Genomic DNA, 15,553 nt, shown 5'->3' with positions numbered 1-15,553 from the left:
TATAAAATGAGTTATAGAGTTGAATTATTAATCAAGCAACAGACCTATCAACAATTGGTCAATATTAGCCAACATCTTAACAAAGGTGAAAAAAAGGATGTTGCAAAAGAGTTGGGGCAAGCATTTACGGACATGTCATGTCAGGTACTTGATCAGCTTTTTGGTACACTTATTGAAGAACAGCGTGCAAACTCACAACTCAGTGCCGAGGGTAAAAAGAGCTTAAAAGAGGCTGAGCAGATTTTTAATCAAATTGAAAGCGCAATGAAAAAGTACATGCCTTGGTCTATTTCTTTATTTAGTAATGAACGTCTAAAACCAGTTGCCAATCATATTTTGAAAAAATTTGATGCTTCAGAAAATGCTGAAGTGGTAATGCATTATCAACTAGATAAGCATTTGGGTGAAAACTCATTTAACGATTTACAAAAACTTCAGCAGGGTGATGTACAAAATTTGCGAGGCACGCTGAAAAATTTGATTCAGGTGATAGATTTGGGTGTTTCAGAATTTATTCGCGATCCTAAAACTTTGTTGAAATTTAATTTTGTGGTCGATAAAACCTTAAATGGTGTCATTAGTATGGTAACAAGTACAGGTTATAAACGCCTTGAAAAGGTGGCTGATGATTATGAAAAATCGAGTAGTAATGATGAAAAATTAAAACATTATGGTTATCATTTTTCAAAATTTGTACTTGAAGTTTAAATGAACTGATTCAATTCTTTAAAACTATTTTTATGTGAACTATTTTTCATAGATCGCATTTTTATGGCATAGTCGTGAGTAAAATAATGTCATTCAAAAAAAATGAGGGATTGCTATGGAAAACGTACAAGGAAAAGTAGTGTGGATTACAGGTGCATCTTCAGGTTTAGGAAAAGCATTGACAACTACACTAGCATCGCAGGGAGCGCAAATTGTATTGAGCGCAAGACGCTTTGAAGAGTTGGAAAATGTGCGTGTAAGTTTGCCAAACTCAGATCAGCATATTTCTATTGCAATGGATATTACCAATGAAGCTCAAGTACGTGATGCATATGCACAAGTATTGAAAGAAAAAGGACGTATTGATTGGCTGATTAATAATGCAGGTTTAAGCCAACGTGCCTTGATTGCTGAAACAAGTATGCAAACTGAACGTGCGATTATGGAAGTCGACTACTTTTCACAAGTGTTTCTGACTAAGTTGGTTTTGCCTACATTTTTATCGCAAAAATCGGGACGTATTGTCTATGTATCGAGTGTGGCAGGCTTATTAGGGACACAGTATCGTGCATCTTATTCGGCAGCAAAAGCCGCTATTCATATGTGGGCAAACAGTTTACGTGCTGAAGTTGCACAAGATGGCATTGGCGTTTCTGTGTTATTTCCAGGGTTTGTACAGACCAATGTGTCGATCAATGCTTTAAACGGCGAAGGTAAAGCGCAAGGTTATGATAATGAAGCCACTGCAAATGGTTTAACCGCGGAAGAGTTTTCTGATCAAGCGGTCAAAGCGTTATTAAAAGGTGAAGAATATATAGTGATTGGTGGACGTAAAGAGAAACTTGGCGTATTTGTTTCACGTATTTCACCGTCAATATTGTATAAAATGATTCGTAAAATGAAAGTGAAGTAATTGTGCATATTCGTAAGAAAGCAGTATTTAATTGGAGTGGTGGTAAAGATTCAGCTTTAGCACTCTCTAAAGTGTTACAAGAGAACCAGTTTGAAGTTGTTGCCTTATTAACAACAGTCAATGAAGAAACAAAGCTCTCTTCAATGCATGCGATTCCTCATACACTTATGATAAAACAAGCTGAGAGTATTGGTATTCCACTTTATCCCGTATTTTTGCCTAAAAATCTTGAGATTTATGAGCTAAGAATGTTAAATGCGGCAAAACACTTTAAGGCACAAGGTGTGCAACATTTTATTTTTGGTGATATTTATTTAACAGATGTGCGTAAATATAGAGAAGATAGATTACATCCATTGGGAATAGAAGTGGTTGAACCATTGTGGAATCCCAACTCGACTGAAGTGATGCAAGACTTTTTAGCTTCGGGAATAAAAACAAAAATTATCGTCACTGATGCCAGTAAACTCGATGGAACTTTTATTGGAAAGGACATTAATTCGGTAAGCATTGACTTAATGCCAAATGATGTCGATGTTTGTGGTGAAAATGGCGAATATCATACGTTTGCATATGACGGCGAGTTATTTAGCCATCCCGTAGATTTTAACATTATTGAAACACGTAAAATGATGTATGAATTTAAATTAGCCGATGGCGAAGAAAAAACCTATCACTATTGGCAAGCTATTTTTGAATAAGCAGTTTTTCTGTCCTGTCATTTAAAATGGTCAGGACAGTAATTATCATCATAAGTGATGTAGAATAAATTAATAATATCAATTTTTAAATTTATTTTATTGATAGCGATGATTTAATTTTTTAATGTTTTTTATTGACGTAATTTAATAACAATTCAGCATTTTCGCCTCTTAACTGCCATGACATACAGCGAACCCCACCGCCCATATGGCAAACATGATTAGATTGAACTGGAATAACTTTTCTTTTAGTGATTGCTCGAATTTGTTGTAATGCAACAGAATCTTCTTTGATACCAAATTGTGGGAAATATATGTGCTCAGGCGTTACTAACATATTGGTATATAAACCACATGCAGATCCGAATTTTTTATCATAGATTTGGCTTCCATCATAAGGGGTTATTATTTCATGAATTTTAATATTTGGAATACCACGTATTAAATCTGCTTTTAATTTTTTTGTATAATCAGGATCTTCAGGATAAGTGTTCATCACTAAGGTATTCTGATCTATGAAACTGACGACACCATCAGCATGTTCTAAGCCACCTTGTTCATCCGCATCAATAAATGCAATATGTTTAGCATTGGTCAATGCGATTAATTTTTCACGTGCTACTTTTTCAGATAGACGATTATCCGATAAAAATTTAGTACTAATGACAACATTACCAAAACCATCTTCAACCCAATTCCCGCCATCATTGAGTAGTTGGGTCTGTATAAATTTTAAACCTGCTTTTTGGCTATAAAGTTTAAAGTCAGATTGAACATCATCAGAAATAGCTTGGGCTTTTTTAGTTCCACCTTGTCCAGCCGCTGTATAACGAAAAAGGGTCGGTTGATCTGGATTTGCACTACTAAAGTCACGCATCCAAATATCTTGCATAGGTGCAATGACAACATGATTTTGACCTATTGCTTTGACATAATCTGGGTAAAGATATTTGTCAGTTAATATAAGGACTTTATCTCCATTTTTAATAATTTGTTTTGCATAATTAATATGGAAGTCAAAAATATCATCAACCATTTTTGCATAATACGTATCCTCACTCTGAGGCGATGCCAATACAATTAATTCAGCTTTCGCTGTTAAAGAAATCATCGGTATTATAGCCATGCTCATTGTTAAAAATAAGTTTTTCATTTTTTTGACCAACATAATATATTACCCTTTTTATACTCAATATAGATGAGTCCTTAGGAGAGAAACAAGGTATATATGTTTATTTGTTCATATGCTTGTTAATAAAAATAATCAAGTATTAATGAAAATATATTGTATTTTTAATACTTAATCGCTGTTCCATAAGCAAAAACTTCAACCATACCACCTTCCATTCCCAACTCAGTCGTACTTAAACGTAGCCCCATAATTTGATTTGCTCCAACATCTACAGCTTTTTGTTTTAAGCGAACAATTGCTTCACGCCGTGCACGATCTACAACTGATTCATAAGTTGTTAGACGTCCACCAAAGAAATTTTGAATTTGTGCAATTACATATTTAAAATAATCGTTAGAAATAACGACATTACTTTCAATGAGTTGTCCTGAATTTTGAGAGGTTTGGAATTTATTGGTATCCATTTTAATATGTGCCAATTTTTTCTCTTTTTCTTCAAGCACTCTCAAATGTTTCTGTTCAACATGTCGTCCTACTAACCATCCAATACTAAATAAAAGGACAAAGAGGACGATCTTAAAAATCAATCCTTCCATAACTTATCCTTGAGTTGGAAATGGATTAGGCAGCGAAGAAGAACTAATGTTTCGATTCGGTTGAACAATGACAGCCGTACCATAAACAAAAAGTTCCGAAGCACCTTGAGCAATATTTGATGTTGAAAAGCGAATACCAACAATTGCATTTGCACCCATCTGTTGTGCTTTTTGAATCATACGATCCATGGCTTCTTGGCGTGATTCTTCTAAAAGCTCGGTATAGCCTTTGAGTTCACCACCGACAATATTTTTAAGGCTTGCCATAAAATCTCGACCGACATGTTTACTTCGGACAGTACTGCCATAAACGACATCAATTTGTTGAATAATGTCATGACCAGGAACACTTTCTAAATTACTTAGTTGCATACGATTTTTAACATGATGTGCTTAGTTTGAAGATAATCAAAATAAGGCTAAATTGCAATGTCAGGTGTATCTGAGAAAGTGAGTCATATTTTTGAAGTTTTTCTATTTTTCTTTTAGACAGACATTATTTGATTAAAAAAGTGAAAGGTAATAAAAATGCCCACCGAAGTGAGCATTTTAAAAACTTAGAACTTATTGTTCAGTTTTACTTTGAGTCTTCAATTCAGCACTAGAGGGTTGCTGAATAACTTGGTCAGAACTGTTGGCTTTTACACCGCCACCAAGCGTTTTATACAATTCAACTTGGTTATTCAAATTGGCTTGTTCAAGCAATAATAAGCCTTGTTCAGCTGCATAAGAAGAACGTTGAGCATCCAATACAGTTAAGAAGCTATCAATACCAGCACGGAAACGGGCATTTGAAAGTTTATACGTTGTATTTGTTGCATCAACAAGACGTCTTTGCGCAGATAAACGGTCACCAATATTTTGGCGAACGGCTAGGGCATCATTGACTTCACGGAAAGCAGATTGAATAGATTTTTCATAATCAGATAACGCAATTTGTTGGTCTGTTTCAGAAATTTTTACATTCGCTTTACGTGTGCCCCAATCCCAAAGCGGAATATCAATACTTGGGCCTACAGACCAAACAAAACCACCTGATTTAAACAAATCGCTTAAATCGGTCGATGCGTAACCTGCAGAACCTGTTAGGCTAATGGTTGGGAACATACGTGCTTTAGCAGCACCAATGTTTGCACCCGCAGCAGACAGTTGATATTCGGCAGATTTAACATCTGGACGGTTATTCAACAAATCACTTGGTAGACCTGATGTAAATGTCGAAGCACTTGCAATTTTAGTCACGCGCTGCGCAGGGAGTAAGTTTGTCGGAATTTGCTGACCCACAAGCAAGTTCAGTAAATTTTGAGCTTGTGCAATTTGAGTCTTATAGTTCGCGACATCATTACGTGCAGTTTCAACAGAAATTTGTGCCTGACGAACAGGAACTTCACTGTCAATACCGACATCAAAACGTTTTTTGTTCAGATTGTAAGATTCTAACTGTGCTTTTAATGTTTGATCAGCCAACTTAAGCTGAGCATTGGCAAATGAGTAATTCAACCATGCTTGAGCTACTTGACCGACCAATGCAATTTGCGTTGCATCACGAGCACTAGACGTTGCCAAGTAGTTATCTAAAGCATTGTCTTTTAGGCTACGAACACGGCCCCAAAAGTCGAGCTCATAAGCCGTTACACCCAAACCAACATTGTAAGTGGTCATTGGCTTGCTGTTCAGAGTGTCTTGACGTAGCACACCACCACTTGCACCAATGGTTGGCAATTGGTTGTTTTCAGAAATTTGGTATTGCTGCTGAGCACGTTGAATATTCAGTGTTGCAGTACGCAAATCACGGTTATTGGCAAGTGCAAGATCAAGCGTCTGAATCAGGCGAGGATCAGAGAAAAAATCTTTGTAGCCTTGTTCAGCGATTGATGGACCAGAAGATGCATTTGTTAAAAAGCCTTCTGGAATACTTGCTTGAGCTACGGGTTCTGGACCACGCATGCTTTGACATGCAGTCAAAGCAAGCGCAAGTGCAGATACCGCAATGCTACGACCTGAAATAGACCATACTTGTTGCATCACGATTTATGCTCCTGAATATTTTGATTTTTAGGTTTATATTTAAAGATACTACGAATCCATACGAAGAAGACTGGAATAAAGAAGATCCCGAGGAATGTTGAGCTGATTACACCACCCAATACACCGAAACCGACAGAGTGCTGACTTCCTGCACCTGCACCCGTCGCAAGCGCGAGTGGAAGTACACCGAAACCAAATGCCAATGTGGTCATGATGATTGGACGTAAACGCATTTTCGCTGCGTGTAAAGTTGCTTCAAACAAATCTTCGCCTTTTTCTTGCAGTTCTTTGGCAAACTCTACAATCAAAATCGCATTTTTCGCAGACAAACCGATGACTGCCACGATTGCGACTTGGAAGTAGATGTTAAAGGATAGGTTAGGATCACCTTTGATCACCATACCAAGCCAAGTTAATGCAAATGCACCAACAATACCTAGAGGTACAACCAAAAGAACAGAGAATGGAATCGACCAACTCTCATAGAGTGCTGCAAGACATAAGAAGACAATGAGTAGAGAAAGAATTAATAAAGGTAAAGTTTGATTACCTGAATCGCGTTCTTCTAAAGATAAACCTGTCCACTCGTAGTCAAAGCCTGTTAAGCCCATAGATGGAAGTTTGGCAATGATTTCTTCCATTGCTAACATCGCATCACCCGAACTTGTACCTGGTGCAGGTGTACCTTGAATGTTAACAGAAGAAACACCGTTATAGCGCTCTAAACGAGGTGAACCATAAGTCCATTGACCTGATGCAAAGGAAGAGAATGGAACCATCTCACCTTTGTTATTACGAACGTACCACTTGTTTAGATCTTCAGGCATCATACGCGCGTTGGCTTCACCTTGAACATAAACTCGTTTTACACGGCCACGGTCAACGAAGTCATTAATGTATGAACCACCCCAAGCCATACTCATCGTCGAGTTGATTTCAGCAATACTCACACCCATTGCACCAGCTTGAGCTTGGTCAATATAGATTTGGTATTGAGGCGTATCTTCTTGACCATTTGGACGTACACCTGCAAGACGTTTGTCTTGAGATGCCATACCTAAAATTGCATTACGTGCAGCAAGTAGCTTGTCATGACCCTGACCCGCTGGATCTTTCAACTGTAAGTTGAAACCAGCAGTTACACCAAGTTCAGGCATTGCTGGTAGTTGTAATGGCATGATGTACGATGCATCTTTGACGATCATATTCAGTGCCATACCACGTTGAATCAGTGCACCAATTTGTTGTTCAGGTGCAGTACGTTCTTCCCAATCTTTTAATTTAATGAAAGCAAGTCCGGCATTTTGACCAACACCTGTAAATGAGAAACCTGAAACACTAAATACCGATTCAACAGTTTTACTTTCTTTATTCAAGAAGAAATCGGTCATGGTATCAATCGTTTTACCAGTACGATCTAATGTTGCATTTGGTGGTAATTGAACAAGTGTCATTACCACGCCTTGATCTTCTTCCGGTAAGAACGAAGAAGGCAACATTTTGAATAAAACAACTAAACCGCCAATCACTGCCGCATAAACAATACCCGAAAGGATTTTGTTATGCACCATGAAGTCTACACCGCCTTTATATTTTTCGGCAGTACGATCAAATACATTGTTAAATCCACGGAAGAAGCGGGCAACAATATTGTTACTCGGTTTTGCTTCAGGATCATGCTGTTTAAGAATGGTCGCACATAGGGCAGGGGTGAAGGTTAATGCGACAATCAACGATAGAATCATTGCCGTTACAAGCGTAATAGAGAACTGACGGTAAATAACACCTGTGGTTCCACTAAAGAATGCCATCGGTACGAATACCGCTGTCAATACGCTTGTAATACCAACCAATGCACCTGAAATCTGTTGCATTGAAATTTCAGTGGCTGTAAGCGGATCAAGATGATCTTCTTGCATAACCCGCTCAACGTTCTCAACAACAACAATTGCATCATCGACGAGTAGACCAATGGCTAGAACCATGGCAAACATTGTCAAAGTATTGATTGAGAAGCCGAAAAGATTAATTACAGCAAATGTACCGAGTACAACAACTGGAACAGCCATGGTTGGAATGATGGTTGCACGCCAGTTCTGTAAGAACAAAAACATCACGAAGAATACAAGAATAATAGCTTCTACGAGTGTATGTACTACAGATTCAATCGAAAGTTTAATAAATGGCGTTGTATCAAATGCCAATTTATCAGACATACCTGTTGGATAGTTTTTACGTAATTCAACCAAACGTGCTTCAACAGCTTTGGCTGTATCAAGCGCATTTGCACCTGTTGCAAGTTTAATTGCTACACCACCTGCTGGCTTACCATTGAACTTTGAATCGAACTGATAGTTTTCAGAACCTAATTCAACACGAGCAACATCACCAATACGAACCTGAGCACCTGATGTGGTGTTTTTGAGGAAAATATTTTTGAATTGTTCAGGTGTTGTCAGCATACTCTGTGCATTGACGGTCGCATTAAGCATTTGACCTTCAATTGCTGGAGCACCACCCAATTGACCTACTGCAACTTGTGAGTTTTGCGCACGAATTGCTGCTGCAACATCACTTGGTGTGATATTGAGGCTAGTCATTTTGGCAGGGTCTAGCCAAATACGCATTGCATAAGAACCACCAAATACTTGTACTTCACCCACACCTGCCACACGGCTGAGGGGCTCAGAAATATTTGAGTTTACGTAGTCCTTAATGTCGGCTGCAGATAAGCTTTCATCTGGAGAATAAAATGCAATAACCTGTAGGAAGCTTGCGCCCGATTTAGTTACTTTTACCCCCTGACGTTGAACATCTTCAGGTAAAAGAGCTGTTGCAGATTGAAGTTTATTCTGTACTTGAACCTGTGCAATATCAGGGTCAATACCTTGATTAAAGTTCAACTCAATCGAGGCTTGACCGTTACCTGCACTGTTAGATGAGATATAACGTAAACCATCCAAACCATTCATTTGTTGTTCAATAATCTGTGTCACTGTATTTTCAACAGTTGCAGCAGAAGCACCAGGGTATGTTGCAGAAATTGTAACAGTCGGCGAAGCAATGGTTGGATACTGTGCAATTGGCATTTTTGTGAGCGTGAGTATACCCGCTAACATAATGACCAATGCGATCACCCATGCAAAGATGGGGCGATGAATAAAAAATTGAGCCATTAAGTCTACCCCTTATGTATTTGAAGTAGCTTTTTGCTGCTGAGCAGGTTGAGTTGCTGACGCACCTTCTTTTGCAGCTGCAGGCGCTTGCGTTGCATCAGGTTTAGCTTGGTAAGGTTTAGCAACAACAGGCTGTTCAGGTTTTACTTTCGCAATACCATCAACAATAACTTTATCACCTGTTTGTAGACCTTGTGTCACAATCCAATTTTGACCTTGTGCACCAGTTGTTGTGATTGGACGCGCTTCAACCTGACCTTTAGCATTAACTAACATCGCCATTGCTTGACCTGTTGGCGTACGTGTAATGGCAGCCTGTGGAATGAGGTAAGCATTCGGAATCACACCCTGAACAATTTGTGCATTGGCAAACATACCTGGCAACAACAAATGATTTGGGTTTGAGAAGACAGCACGTAGCATTATAGAGCCTGTTTCAGGGTTTACACTTGCATCTGAAAATGCCAAGTTGCCTTCAACAGCGTAGAAACTACCATCTTCAAGTTTTAGGCGAACTTTGGTGTTGTTACTACGGTCGATACTACCTTGACTCAATTGTTGACGTAAACGTAGCAATTCAGCACTTGATTGGCTAATGTCGACATAGATTGGATCAAGCTGTTGAATTGTCACCAAAGCATTGGCTTGATTTGCTGTAACCAACGCACCAGCAGTCACCGAAGAACGACCTGATTGACCTGAAATAGGTGAGCGAACAGTTGAATAACCTAGATCAATTTGTGCATTTTTCACAGCAGCATTCGATGCTGCAATGTCAGCTTCGGCCAATTTGATTTGTGCAACTAAGTCATCATATTCCTGTTTAGATACGGCATTGATGCCGACCAATTGGCGGTAACGATTGGCTTTAATTTGCAGTGCATTTAAGTTGGCTTGTTGGCGAACCAAAGAAGCTTTGGCACTTTCAAGATTGGCACGATTAATACTTGAGTCAACTTCGTATAAAGGCTGACCTTCATGTACAAAGCTACCCTCTGTAAACAAACGTTTTAAGATAACACCGCTTGTTTGTGGGCGTACTTCAGAAATTTGATATGCTGAAGTACGGCCTGATAATTCAACCGACTGTTCAACACTTTGTGGTTGAGCAACAATGACACCAACCTCTGTCGGCGGCATTTTTTGGGCAGCAGCAGCTTGCTCTGCTTCTTTAGGATCTTTGCTGCAACCGACAAGTGCAATACTTGTTGCTAAAGCACAAGCAGTCAGGGCTGGTGCCCAAAGCTTTGCCGACATCATTATTTCACCTCATTAGGATTTTTTATCTAAAATAATTTGTTTCTTTTCAATGCGTAATGAGAGAGTACAAACCACACAAAGGTTGTCCATATCAATCCAATTCCCCATCCAGCCAAAACATCTGTTGGATAATGTGCTGCAAGATAAATTCTCGATAGCCCCATACAAACCAACCAGAAACAAGCGAGCATAATGAACAATTTAGCTTGTTTATGTCTACGGAAAATAAACATAACACTACAGCCTAAAACAGCAGCATAAATGCTGTGTGCGCTTGGAAATGAAGCACCGTAAGTCTCAACCATCCGATAAACTTCATCGGGGCGGGGACGGTTAATTGCATATTTGAGCAACCAACCTAGCGCAGCACTCCCAGTAATGCTCAATAATACGAACCAAATTTCCGTATACTTTTTACTTTTACTTAGGATGAGACATCCTATTCCGCTGATGATCAGTGTCGATGGTAATCCACCCAATACAGACATAACGACCGTAATTGCATTGAGATATGCATTACGGTGCGAAGCTATCCATACGATGGTTGATGTATCGAATTGATGTATAAGGGGAATATGTAGTCCTATGTAGCTTATACTTAAACCAATACAGCCTAAAATCAAAAGTAAAAAAGGCATAAATTGACCTGTTTAGTTTATAAAATATCACAAGCCAGATCAGATTTCATTGCAAAGTGTACTAGCCAGTACACTTTTTTTCAAGTCAGACTAAACGGAAGATTTATATTAAAATCTTTTTATGTGCGATGTAAGAAAATGCACAAAATCATAACAAAATGTCTAATGTTTTGGCGGACTGTTTGTATTTGTGGTGTTTTGAATATCAATCGGTTGTGCTGGCGGCCAAAAAAAATCAATTGGGCGAGTCGTAAAGTGGGTAAAAACAAGCTTGGCTAAAGGCTTCCACTGTTCAAAACGTACCTGACGTGCACGTAAGGCGACAATAATGGTTAAAGTGAAGCTGACAAATAAGTTAGTCAGTCCAATCAGTAAAACACCTAGGAAGGAAACAATAATTAAACCCATTTCAGGTGTCCCATTAATGCTCATTAAACCTTGTATAAAGTTGGCTGAAGCAAAAGCAATATGACGAATATCTAAAGGTAAACCTAAAATAAAGCCAACCGTTCCCATACTGCCAAGCATGATGCCGAAGATGAAATTTCCTGCCAATGCCCCTAAATTTCGTTCAATATAATTCGAAAATGTATCGAGTTTTGCTTGTCCAAGCTGTTTTTTAAGAAAAGGGTGTGCTTTTAAACGAGGGCCAACTTTTCTATAAACAGCCATATTGTCAAAATAGCCTGCCAATAAGCCCGATAAAAATAAACACACTCCAGCAATAGCTGCATGTGGAATGGCAAGTGAGGTAAATGGATTTAGGCTATGTAAAAGTGTAGTGGCTTTAGTATGAGTCAAAAGTGGCTCTTGTAAACCTATTTGCCATAGCCATGTAATGAGTGCGGCTGTAGGAATGGCAATGGAAATATTACCTAAAATTGCAATAAATTGGGTACGTATAATACTGATAATTAAGGCGGCGAGCTCTGCAATCTGTGCAGTTTTAGAGCCTTTGCTACGCTGAACAGTTGATGCAAGTGCAGCAGCCGTCATAGCAGGTTGTTTAGTCGCAACTGTAAAATGTAAGACATGAATAAGCATAAAGCCCAATGCATAATTCATGCTATATAAAAAAGCATGTAAAAATGGAGCAAGGACGAGTCGGGCAGTCAAAATCTTTAGTGTTGCCATTATGGCAATAATGGCACCTGCACCCGCCGCAGCTTTGTACATGCCAAAGAAGCCTTTTTTGTCAGTACTTACATAATGCTCGCCTGTTTTACTTGCATTTTCAGTGACCTGTAGTGCAATCAGTTCACTATTAGTACGCATGAGTTCGCGAACACTGGTTTCGGTGTAATGAGCATGTACCACATGAGTGAGTAGCTCACCCATAGAGTCATAAAGTAAATCATCATCGTCAACCAACAAATTTAATAAAATTTCGACACGATCTAAGCATTGTTCAAGTAGTGCTAAAAGATAAGTTAGGCTTAGACTGACCCCAATGCGTTTGGTCGCACGTCGAATCTTAAGAACGACATCTCGGCATTGTTCAAGTATGACTAAGGCTTGGTCAGCATCGGATGGCACAAAAACAGCAATATCACCTATAGAGCGATATTGCTGTTTATAGGCTTCAATGAATTCAATAATTTCACGGTTTTGTACTAAAAAGGGTGACTCATATTCCGAAAGTTCAGGTTGTGCATTAATAAACTCTTGATATAAGCCAATACCACTAATGCGATAAGATAAGACCGTAATGGCTTTGATGAGTTCATTTTTAATGGTGGTTTTTTCGTTTGCAGAACCATAACCATTATTTAACAGTTTAAAAAATTCTCGCCAAAGTTCATCATCAATACGTTCAAGCCATTGTGGATCACTTGGTTGATGGAAAATTTTTCCAATTAAATCACGTAGATCGGTTTCATCTCTCAGTAAGGGAAGAATATGTGCGCCTAGACGTTGTCCAAACTGATTCCAAAAACCATCTAAAGATAAAATACCGCTGTCAGTATATAAACTGGTTTGTTTGTAATGATTGATCAGTCGAAGTAAATAACATTGTAGGTCAATTGCAGCAGAAGGTGTAATGAGTAAGGCTTGGATCAATGCCTTTAATTTTTGATGGATTTCTTCAGTATTGCTTACTTCTTGAGGTCGTATCCGATTGATGAATTCAATCAGGATATTGGGGTTCGGAGCAGCCAGAGGTGTGTTCTGCTGCTCTCGTATTTGTTGGAATAAGTCATGAAATTTTATATGCATAGGCAAATTAAAGCGTCTAAATTATTGAATACGATGTAAAGCAAGCTGCGCTAAATTGTAGAGGGCTTGACGATATTCACTTTCAGGAAGGCGATGTAATGCCTTTAAAGCAGCGTCGGTTTCTTCATGTGCACGTTGACGGCAGTAATCAAGAGCACCTGATTGATGCACAATTTGAATTACCTGTTCCAAATGTTCTGTACCACCTGTTGCAATGCTCTTGCGAACAATTTCGTGCTGTTCACCTGTAGTGTTTTGTAGTGCTGAGATTAACGGTAAAGTCGGTTTACCTTCCATTAAATCATCACCAATATTTTTACCTAATGTTTCAGCATCAGAGGTGTAATCGAGAATATCATCAATGATTTGAAATGCATTACCAAAGTGACCTGCAAATAAACGCATCGGTTCACGGTAGTCAGGTTTTCCTGCAAGAATGGCTGCGCCTTCGGTTGCAAGTTCGAATAAACGTGATGTTTTACCGTGAATAATATCGAGATAAGTTTGTTCAGTAGTATCAGGTTGATGCTGTGCTTGAAGTTGAAGGACTTCGCCTTCAGCAATTTCACATGTTCCTGTAGAGAAGTCTTTGAGCAAGACCATATTGTCTAAATCGACTAAAAGGTCGAATGCGCGTGAAATCAGGAAATCACCAACCAAAACCGCAGTTTGGTTATTCCATGTTGCATTGGCTGTTGGACGACCACGACGTAAACCCGATTCATCAACCACATCATCATGTACCAATGTTGCGGTATGTAACATTTCAATGATTGCGGCAAGTTTGCGGTAAGGTTCCATTTGTATGTCGGTAGCACCACATGCCTTTGCTGCAAGTAGACACATAATCGGACGCATACGTTTACCACCTGCCTCAACAACATGTTTGCTGACTGCCATGACTAAAGCAACTTTTGAAGTAATCCCTTCATTAATAAACGTGTCCATCGCAGTGAAGTCAGTTGCTACAGGAGCGAGAATATCTTGCTTAAAGTCGATGGTCATGTGAACGGATTCCTCATGCAAATGCGTTGAATTTCAAGGCTAGTGTAACAATTTATCACGACTGAATGTTGCCTAAGCAATACAGTAATTGATCAAAACCATACAGCTTTGTACTTAATCTGTCCAAATTTGAATGATTTTTGAAAGTGAGTCATTGCTATTATTTTCTGAACTACTTTATTGTCTACATAGTAGCGGATTGATTTGAAATTACCATTTCAATTTGAATAAACAGTGAAATGATCATAACTTACCTTTTAAAGGTGGATAGTTGTTTGATTTATATCATGAGTTAATGCTGACATTGAAGTGCAAAGATTAAAAATGAAATGTAGAGGGGCGGGATATCGGAAATATTAGACAAAATCACTTGTTGTTTAATAAATTATCACTTAAAATCTTCGCCTTTGTATAACCCCAGTGGCGTTCGTCTTAAGCTCGGTATCTTCCTTTATCGGCACGACGACACGGGAATGTTGGAGTACATTATGTACGCAGTAATCCAAAGCGGTGGTAAACAGCACCGTGTTGTTGAGGGTGAAACCCTTAAAGTAGAATTGTTGAAAGCTGAAACAGGCGCAACTATTACGTTTGATGACGTATTAATGCTTGTAAACGGTGACAGCATTCAAATTGGTGCTCCAGTTGTTGCTGGTGCTACCGTAACTGCTGAAGTAGTTAGCCATGGTCGTCACGACAAAATCCGCATCATCAAAATGCGTCGTCGTAAGCACTATCGTAAACAACAAGGTCACCGTCAATGGTTCACTGAGTTGAAAATTACAGCTATTTCAGGCTAATTACGAGGAGTAAATAGACATGGCAACTAAAAAAGCCGGTGGTTCGACACGTAACGGTCGTGACTCAAACCCAAAAATGTTAGGTGTTAAAATGTACGGTGGTCAATCTGTGACTGCTGGTAACATTATCGTTCGTCAACGTGGTACAGAATTCCACGCTGGTACAAACGTAGGTATGGGCCGTGACCATACTTTGTTTGCTACTGCAGACGGCGTAATTAAATTCGCAGTGAAAGGTCAGTTTGGCCGTCGCTACGTATCTGTTGAAGTGTAAGCTTTAATAGTAAAAAACCCGCTTTATTGCGGGTTTTTTTATGTCTGTTATAAAAAAGCTAAAATTTTAAATACAGTGATTTGTTCTTCATCATGATGGATAAAT

At 38.8% G+C, this 15,553-nt stretch carries 14 protein-coding genes; 5 read left to right on the top strand and 9 right to left on the bottom strand.

Features of this window, described 5'->3' with window-relative positions; all coding sequences use genetic code 11:
* Positions 1-6: 6 nt before the first annotated feature.
* The 3 genes from ACK2M2_RS05625 to ACK2M2_RS05615 all read left to right on the top strand — a co-directional run bounded on the left by ACK2M2_RS05625 (position 7) and on the right by ACK2M2_RS05615 (position 2,322).
* Positions 7-708 (top strand): hypothetical protein, encoded by a 702-nt coding sequence (locus ACK2M2_RS05625; protein WP_419346508.1) that lies wholly within the window; start codon positions 7-9, stop codon positions 706-708.
* A gap of 115 nt (positions 709-823) precedes the next feature.
* Entirely contained in the window at positions 824-1,621 is a 798-nt protein-coding gene (locus tag ACK2M2_RS05620) for an SDR family NAD(P)-dependent oxidoreductase (protein ID WP_419346506.1), read from the top strand.
* A gap of 2 nt (positions 1,622-1,623) precedes the next feature.
* A complete protein-coding gene (locus ACK2M2_RS05615) occupies positions 1,624-2,322 on the top strand; it encodes an ATP-binding protein (RefSeq protein WP_419346505.1) in 699 nt (232 codons plus the stop codon).
* Between the two features lie 121 nt (positions 2,323-2,443).
* Here ACK2M2_RS05615 and ACK2M2_RS05610 read toward each other — a convergent pair whose 3' ends face one another.
* The 9 genes from ACK2M2_RS05610 to sdsA all read right to left on the bottom strand — a co-directional run bounded on the left by ACK2M2_RS05610 (position 2,444) and on the right by sdsA (position 14,374).
* Positions 2,444-3,475, bottom strand: coding sequence for an agmatine deiminase family protein (locus ACK2M2_RS05610; RefSeq protein ID WP_419346504.1), 1,032 nt, complete (start codon positions 3,473-3,475; stop codon positions 2,444-2,446).
* Between the two features lie 140 nt (positions 3,476-3,615).
* On the bottom strand, positions 3,616-4,050 hold the full coding sequence (locus tag ACK2M2_RS05605; RefSeq protein ID WP_419346502.1) for a YbjQ family protein: 435 nt from the start codon (positions 4,048-4,050) through the stop codon (positions 3,616-3,618).
* A gap of 3 nt (positions 4,051-4,053) precedes the next feature.
* Positions 4,054-4,422, bottom strand: a complete 369-nt coding sequence (locus ACK2M2_RS05600) for a YbjQ family protein (RefSeq protein WP_419346501.1) — start codon at positions 4,420-4,422, stop codon at positions 4,054-4,056.
* 192 nt (positions 4,423-4,614) lie between these two features.
* On the bottom strand, positions 4,615-6,075 hold the full coding sequence (gene adeK, locus ACK2M2_RS05595) for a multidrug efflux RND transporter AdeIJK outer membrane channel subunit AdeK (protein ID WP_419346640.1): 1,461 nt from the start codon (positions 6,073-6,075) through the stop codon (positions 4,615-4,617).
* Positions 6,075-9,254, bottom strand: a complete 3,180-nt coding sequence (gene adeJ / locus ACK2M2_RS05590; protein WP_409511254.1) for a multidrug efflux RND transporter permease subunit AdeJ — start codon at positions 9,252-9,254, stop codon at positions 6,075-6,077. Before adeJ ends, adeK begins: the two co-directional genes overlap by 1 nt.
* A 12-nt stretch (positions 9,255-9,266) precedes the next feature.
* The gene (locus ACK2M2_RS05585; protein ID WP_409511253.1) at positions 9,267-10,514 is read right to left on the bottom strand and encodes an efflux RND transporter periplasmic adaptor subunit; all 1,248 of its coding nucleotides are present in this window, start codon (positions 10,512-10,514) and stop codon (positions 9,267-9,269) included.
* A 26-nt stretch (positions 10,515-10,540) separates the two neighbouring features.
* Entirely contained in the window at positions 10,541-11,152 is a 612-nt protein-coding gene (locus ACK2M2_RS05580; RefSeq protein WP_419346498.1) for a phosphatase PAP2 family protein, read from the bottom strand.
* A 162-nt stretch (positions 11,153-11,314) separates the two neighbouring features.
* Positions 11,315-13,369 (bottom strand): site-specific recombinase, encoded by a 2,055-nt coding sequence (locus ACK2M2_RS05575; protein WP_419346496.1) that lies wholly within the window; start codon positions 13,367-13,369, stop codon positions 11,315-11,317.
* Positions 13,370-13,390: 21 nt separating this feature from the next.
* A complete protein-coding gene (sdsA, locus tag ACK2M2_RS05570) occupies positions 13,391-14,374 on the bottom strand; it encodes an All-trans-nonaprenyl-diphosphate synthase (protein ID WP_409511250.1) in 984 nt (327 codons plus the stop codon).
* 488 nt (positions 14,375-14,862) lie between these two features.
* On the opposite strand from sdsA, the gene rplU reads away from it, so the two are divergent.
* Together rplU and rpmA are read left to right on the top strand one after the other, a co-directional pair.
* Entirely contained in the window at positions 14,863-15,174 is a 312-nt protein-coding gene (gene rplU / locus ACK2M2_RS05565; RefSeq protein ID WP_005011534.1) for a 50S ribosomal protein L21, read from the top strand.
* A 19-nt stretch (positions 15,175-15,193) separates the two neighbouring features.
* Positions 15,194-15,448, top strand: coding sequence for a 50S ribosomal protein L27 (rpmA, locus tag ACK2M2_RS05560; protein WP_409511249.1), 255 nt, complete (start codon positions 15,194-15,196; stop codon positions 15,446-15,448).
* The last annotated feature ends 105 nt before the right edge of the window (positions 15,449-15,553 follow it).

This window comes from Acinetobacter sp. TY1 (assembly GCF_048551395.1).
GTDB lineage: Bacteria > Pseudomonadota > Gammaproteobacteria > Pseudomonadales > Moraxellaceae > Acinetobacter.
This window is presented reverse-complemented; position numbering and strand designations above follow the sequence as displayed.

Coding starts and splice junctions, on each gene's coding strand:
- ACK2M2_RS05625 (WP_419346508.1), top strand. CDS start 7: ATGAGTTATAGAGTTGAATTATTAATCAAGCAACAGACCTATCAACAA.
- ACK2M2_RS05620 (WP_419346506.1), top strand. CDS start 824: ATGGAAAACGTACAAGGAAAAGTAGTGTGGATTACAGGTGCATCTTCA.
- ACK2M2_RS05610 (WP_419346504.1), bottom strand. CDS start 3,475: ATGAAAAACTTATTTTTAACAATGAGCATGGCTATAATACCGATGATT.
- ACK2M2_RS05605 (WP_419346502.1), bottom strand. CDS start 4,050: ATGGAAGGATTGATTTTTAAGATCGTCCTCTTTGTCCTTTTATTTAGT.
- ACK2M2_RS05600 (WP_419346501.1), bottom strand. CDS start 4,422: ATGCAACTAAGTAATTTAGAAAGTGTTCCTGGTCATGACATTATTCAA.
- adeK (WP_419346640.1), bottom strand. CDS start 6,075: ATGCAACAAGTATGGTCTATTTCAGGTCGTAGCATTGCGGTATCTGCA.
- adeJ (WP_409511254.1), bottom strand. CDS start 9,254: ATGGCTCAATTTTTTATTCATCGCCCCATCTTTGCATGGGTGATCGCA.
- ACK2M2_RS05585 (WP_409511253.1), bottom strand. CDS start 10,514: ATGATGTCGGCAAAGCTTTGGGCACCAGCCCTGACTGCTTGTGCTTTA.
- ACK2M2_RS05580 (WP_419346498.1), bottom strand. CDS start 11,152: ATGCCTTTTTTACTTTTGATTTTAGGCTGTATTGGTTTAAGTATAAGC.
- ACK2M2_RS05575 (WP_419346496.1), bottom strand. CDS start 13,369: ATGCATATAAAATTTCATGACTTATTCCAACAAATACGAGAGCAGCAG.
- sdsA (WP_409511250.1), bottom strand. CDS start 14,374: ATGACCATCGACTTTAAGCAAGATATTCTCGCTCCTGTAGCAACTGAC.
- rplU (WP_005011534.1), top strand. CDS start 14,863: ATGTACGCAGTAATCCAAAGCGGTGGTAAACAGCACCGTGTTGTTGAG.
- rpmA (WP_409511249.1), top strand. CDS start 15,194: ATGGCAACTAAAAAAGCCGGTGGTTCGACACGTAACGGTCGTGACTCA.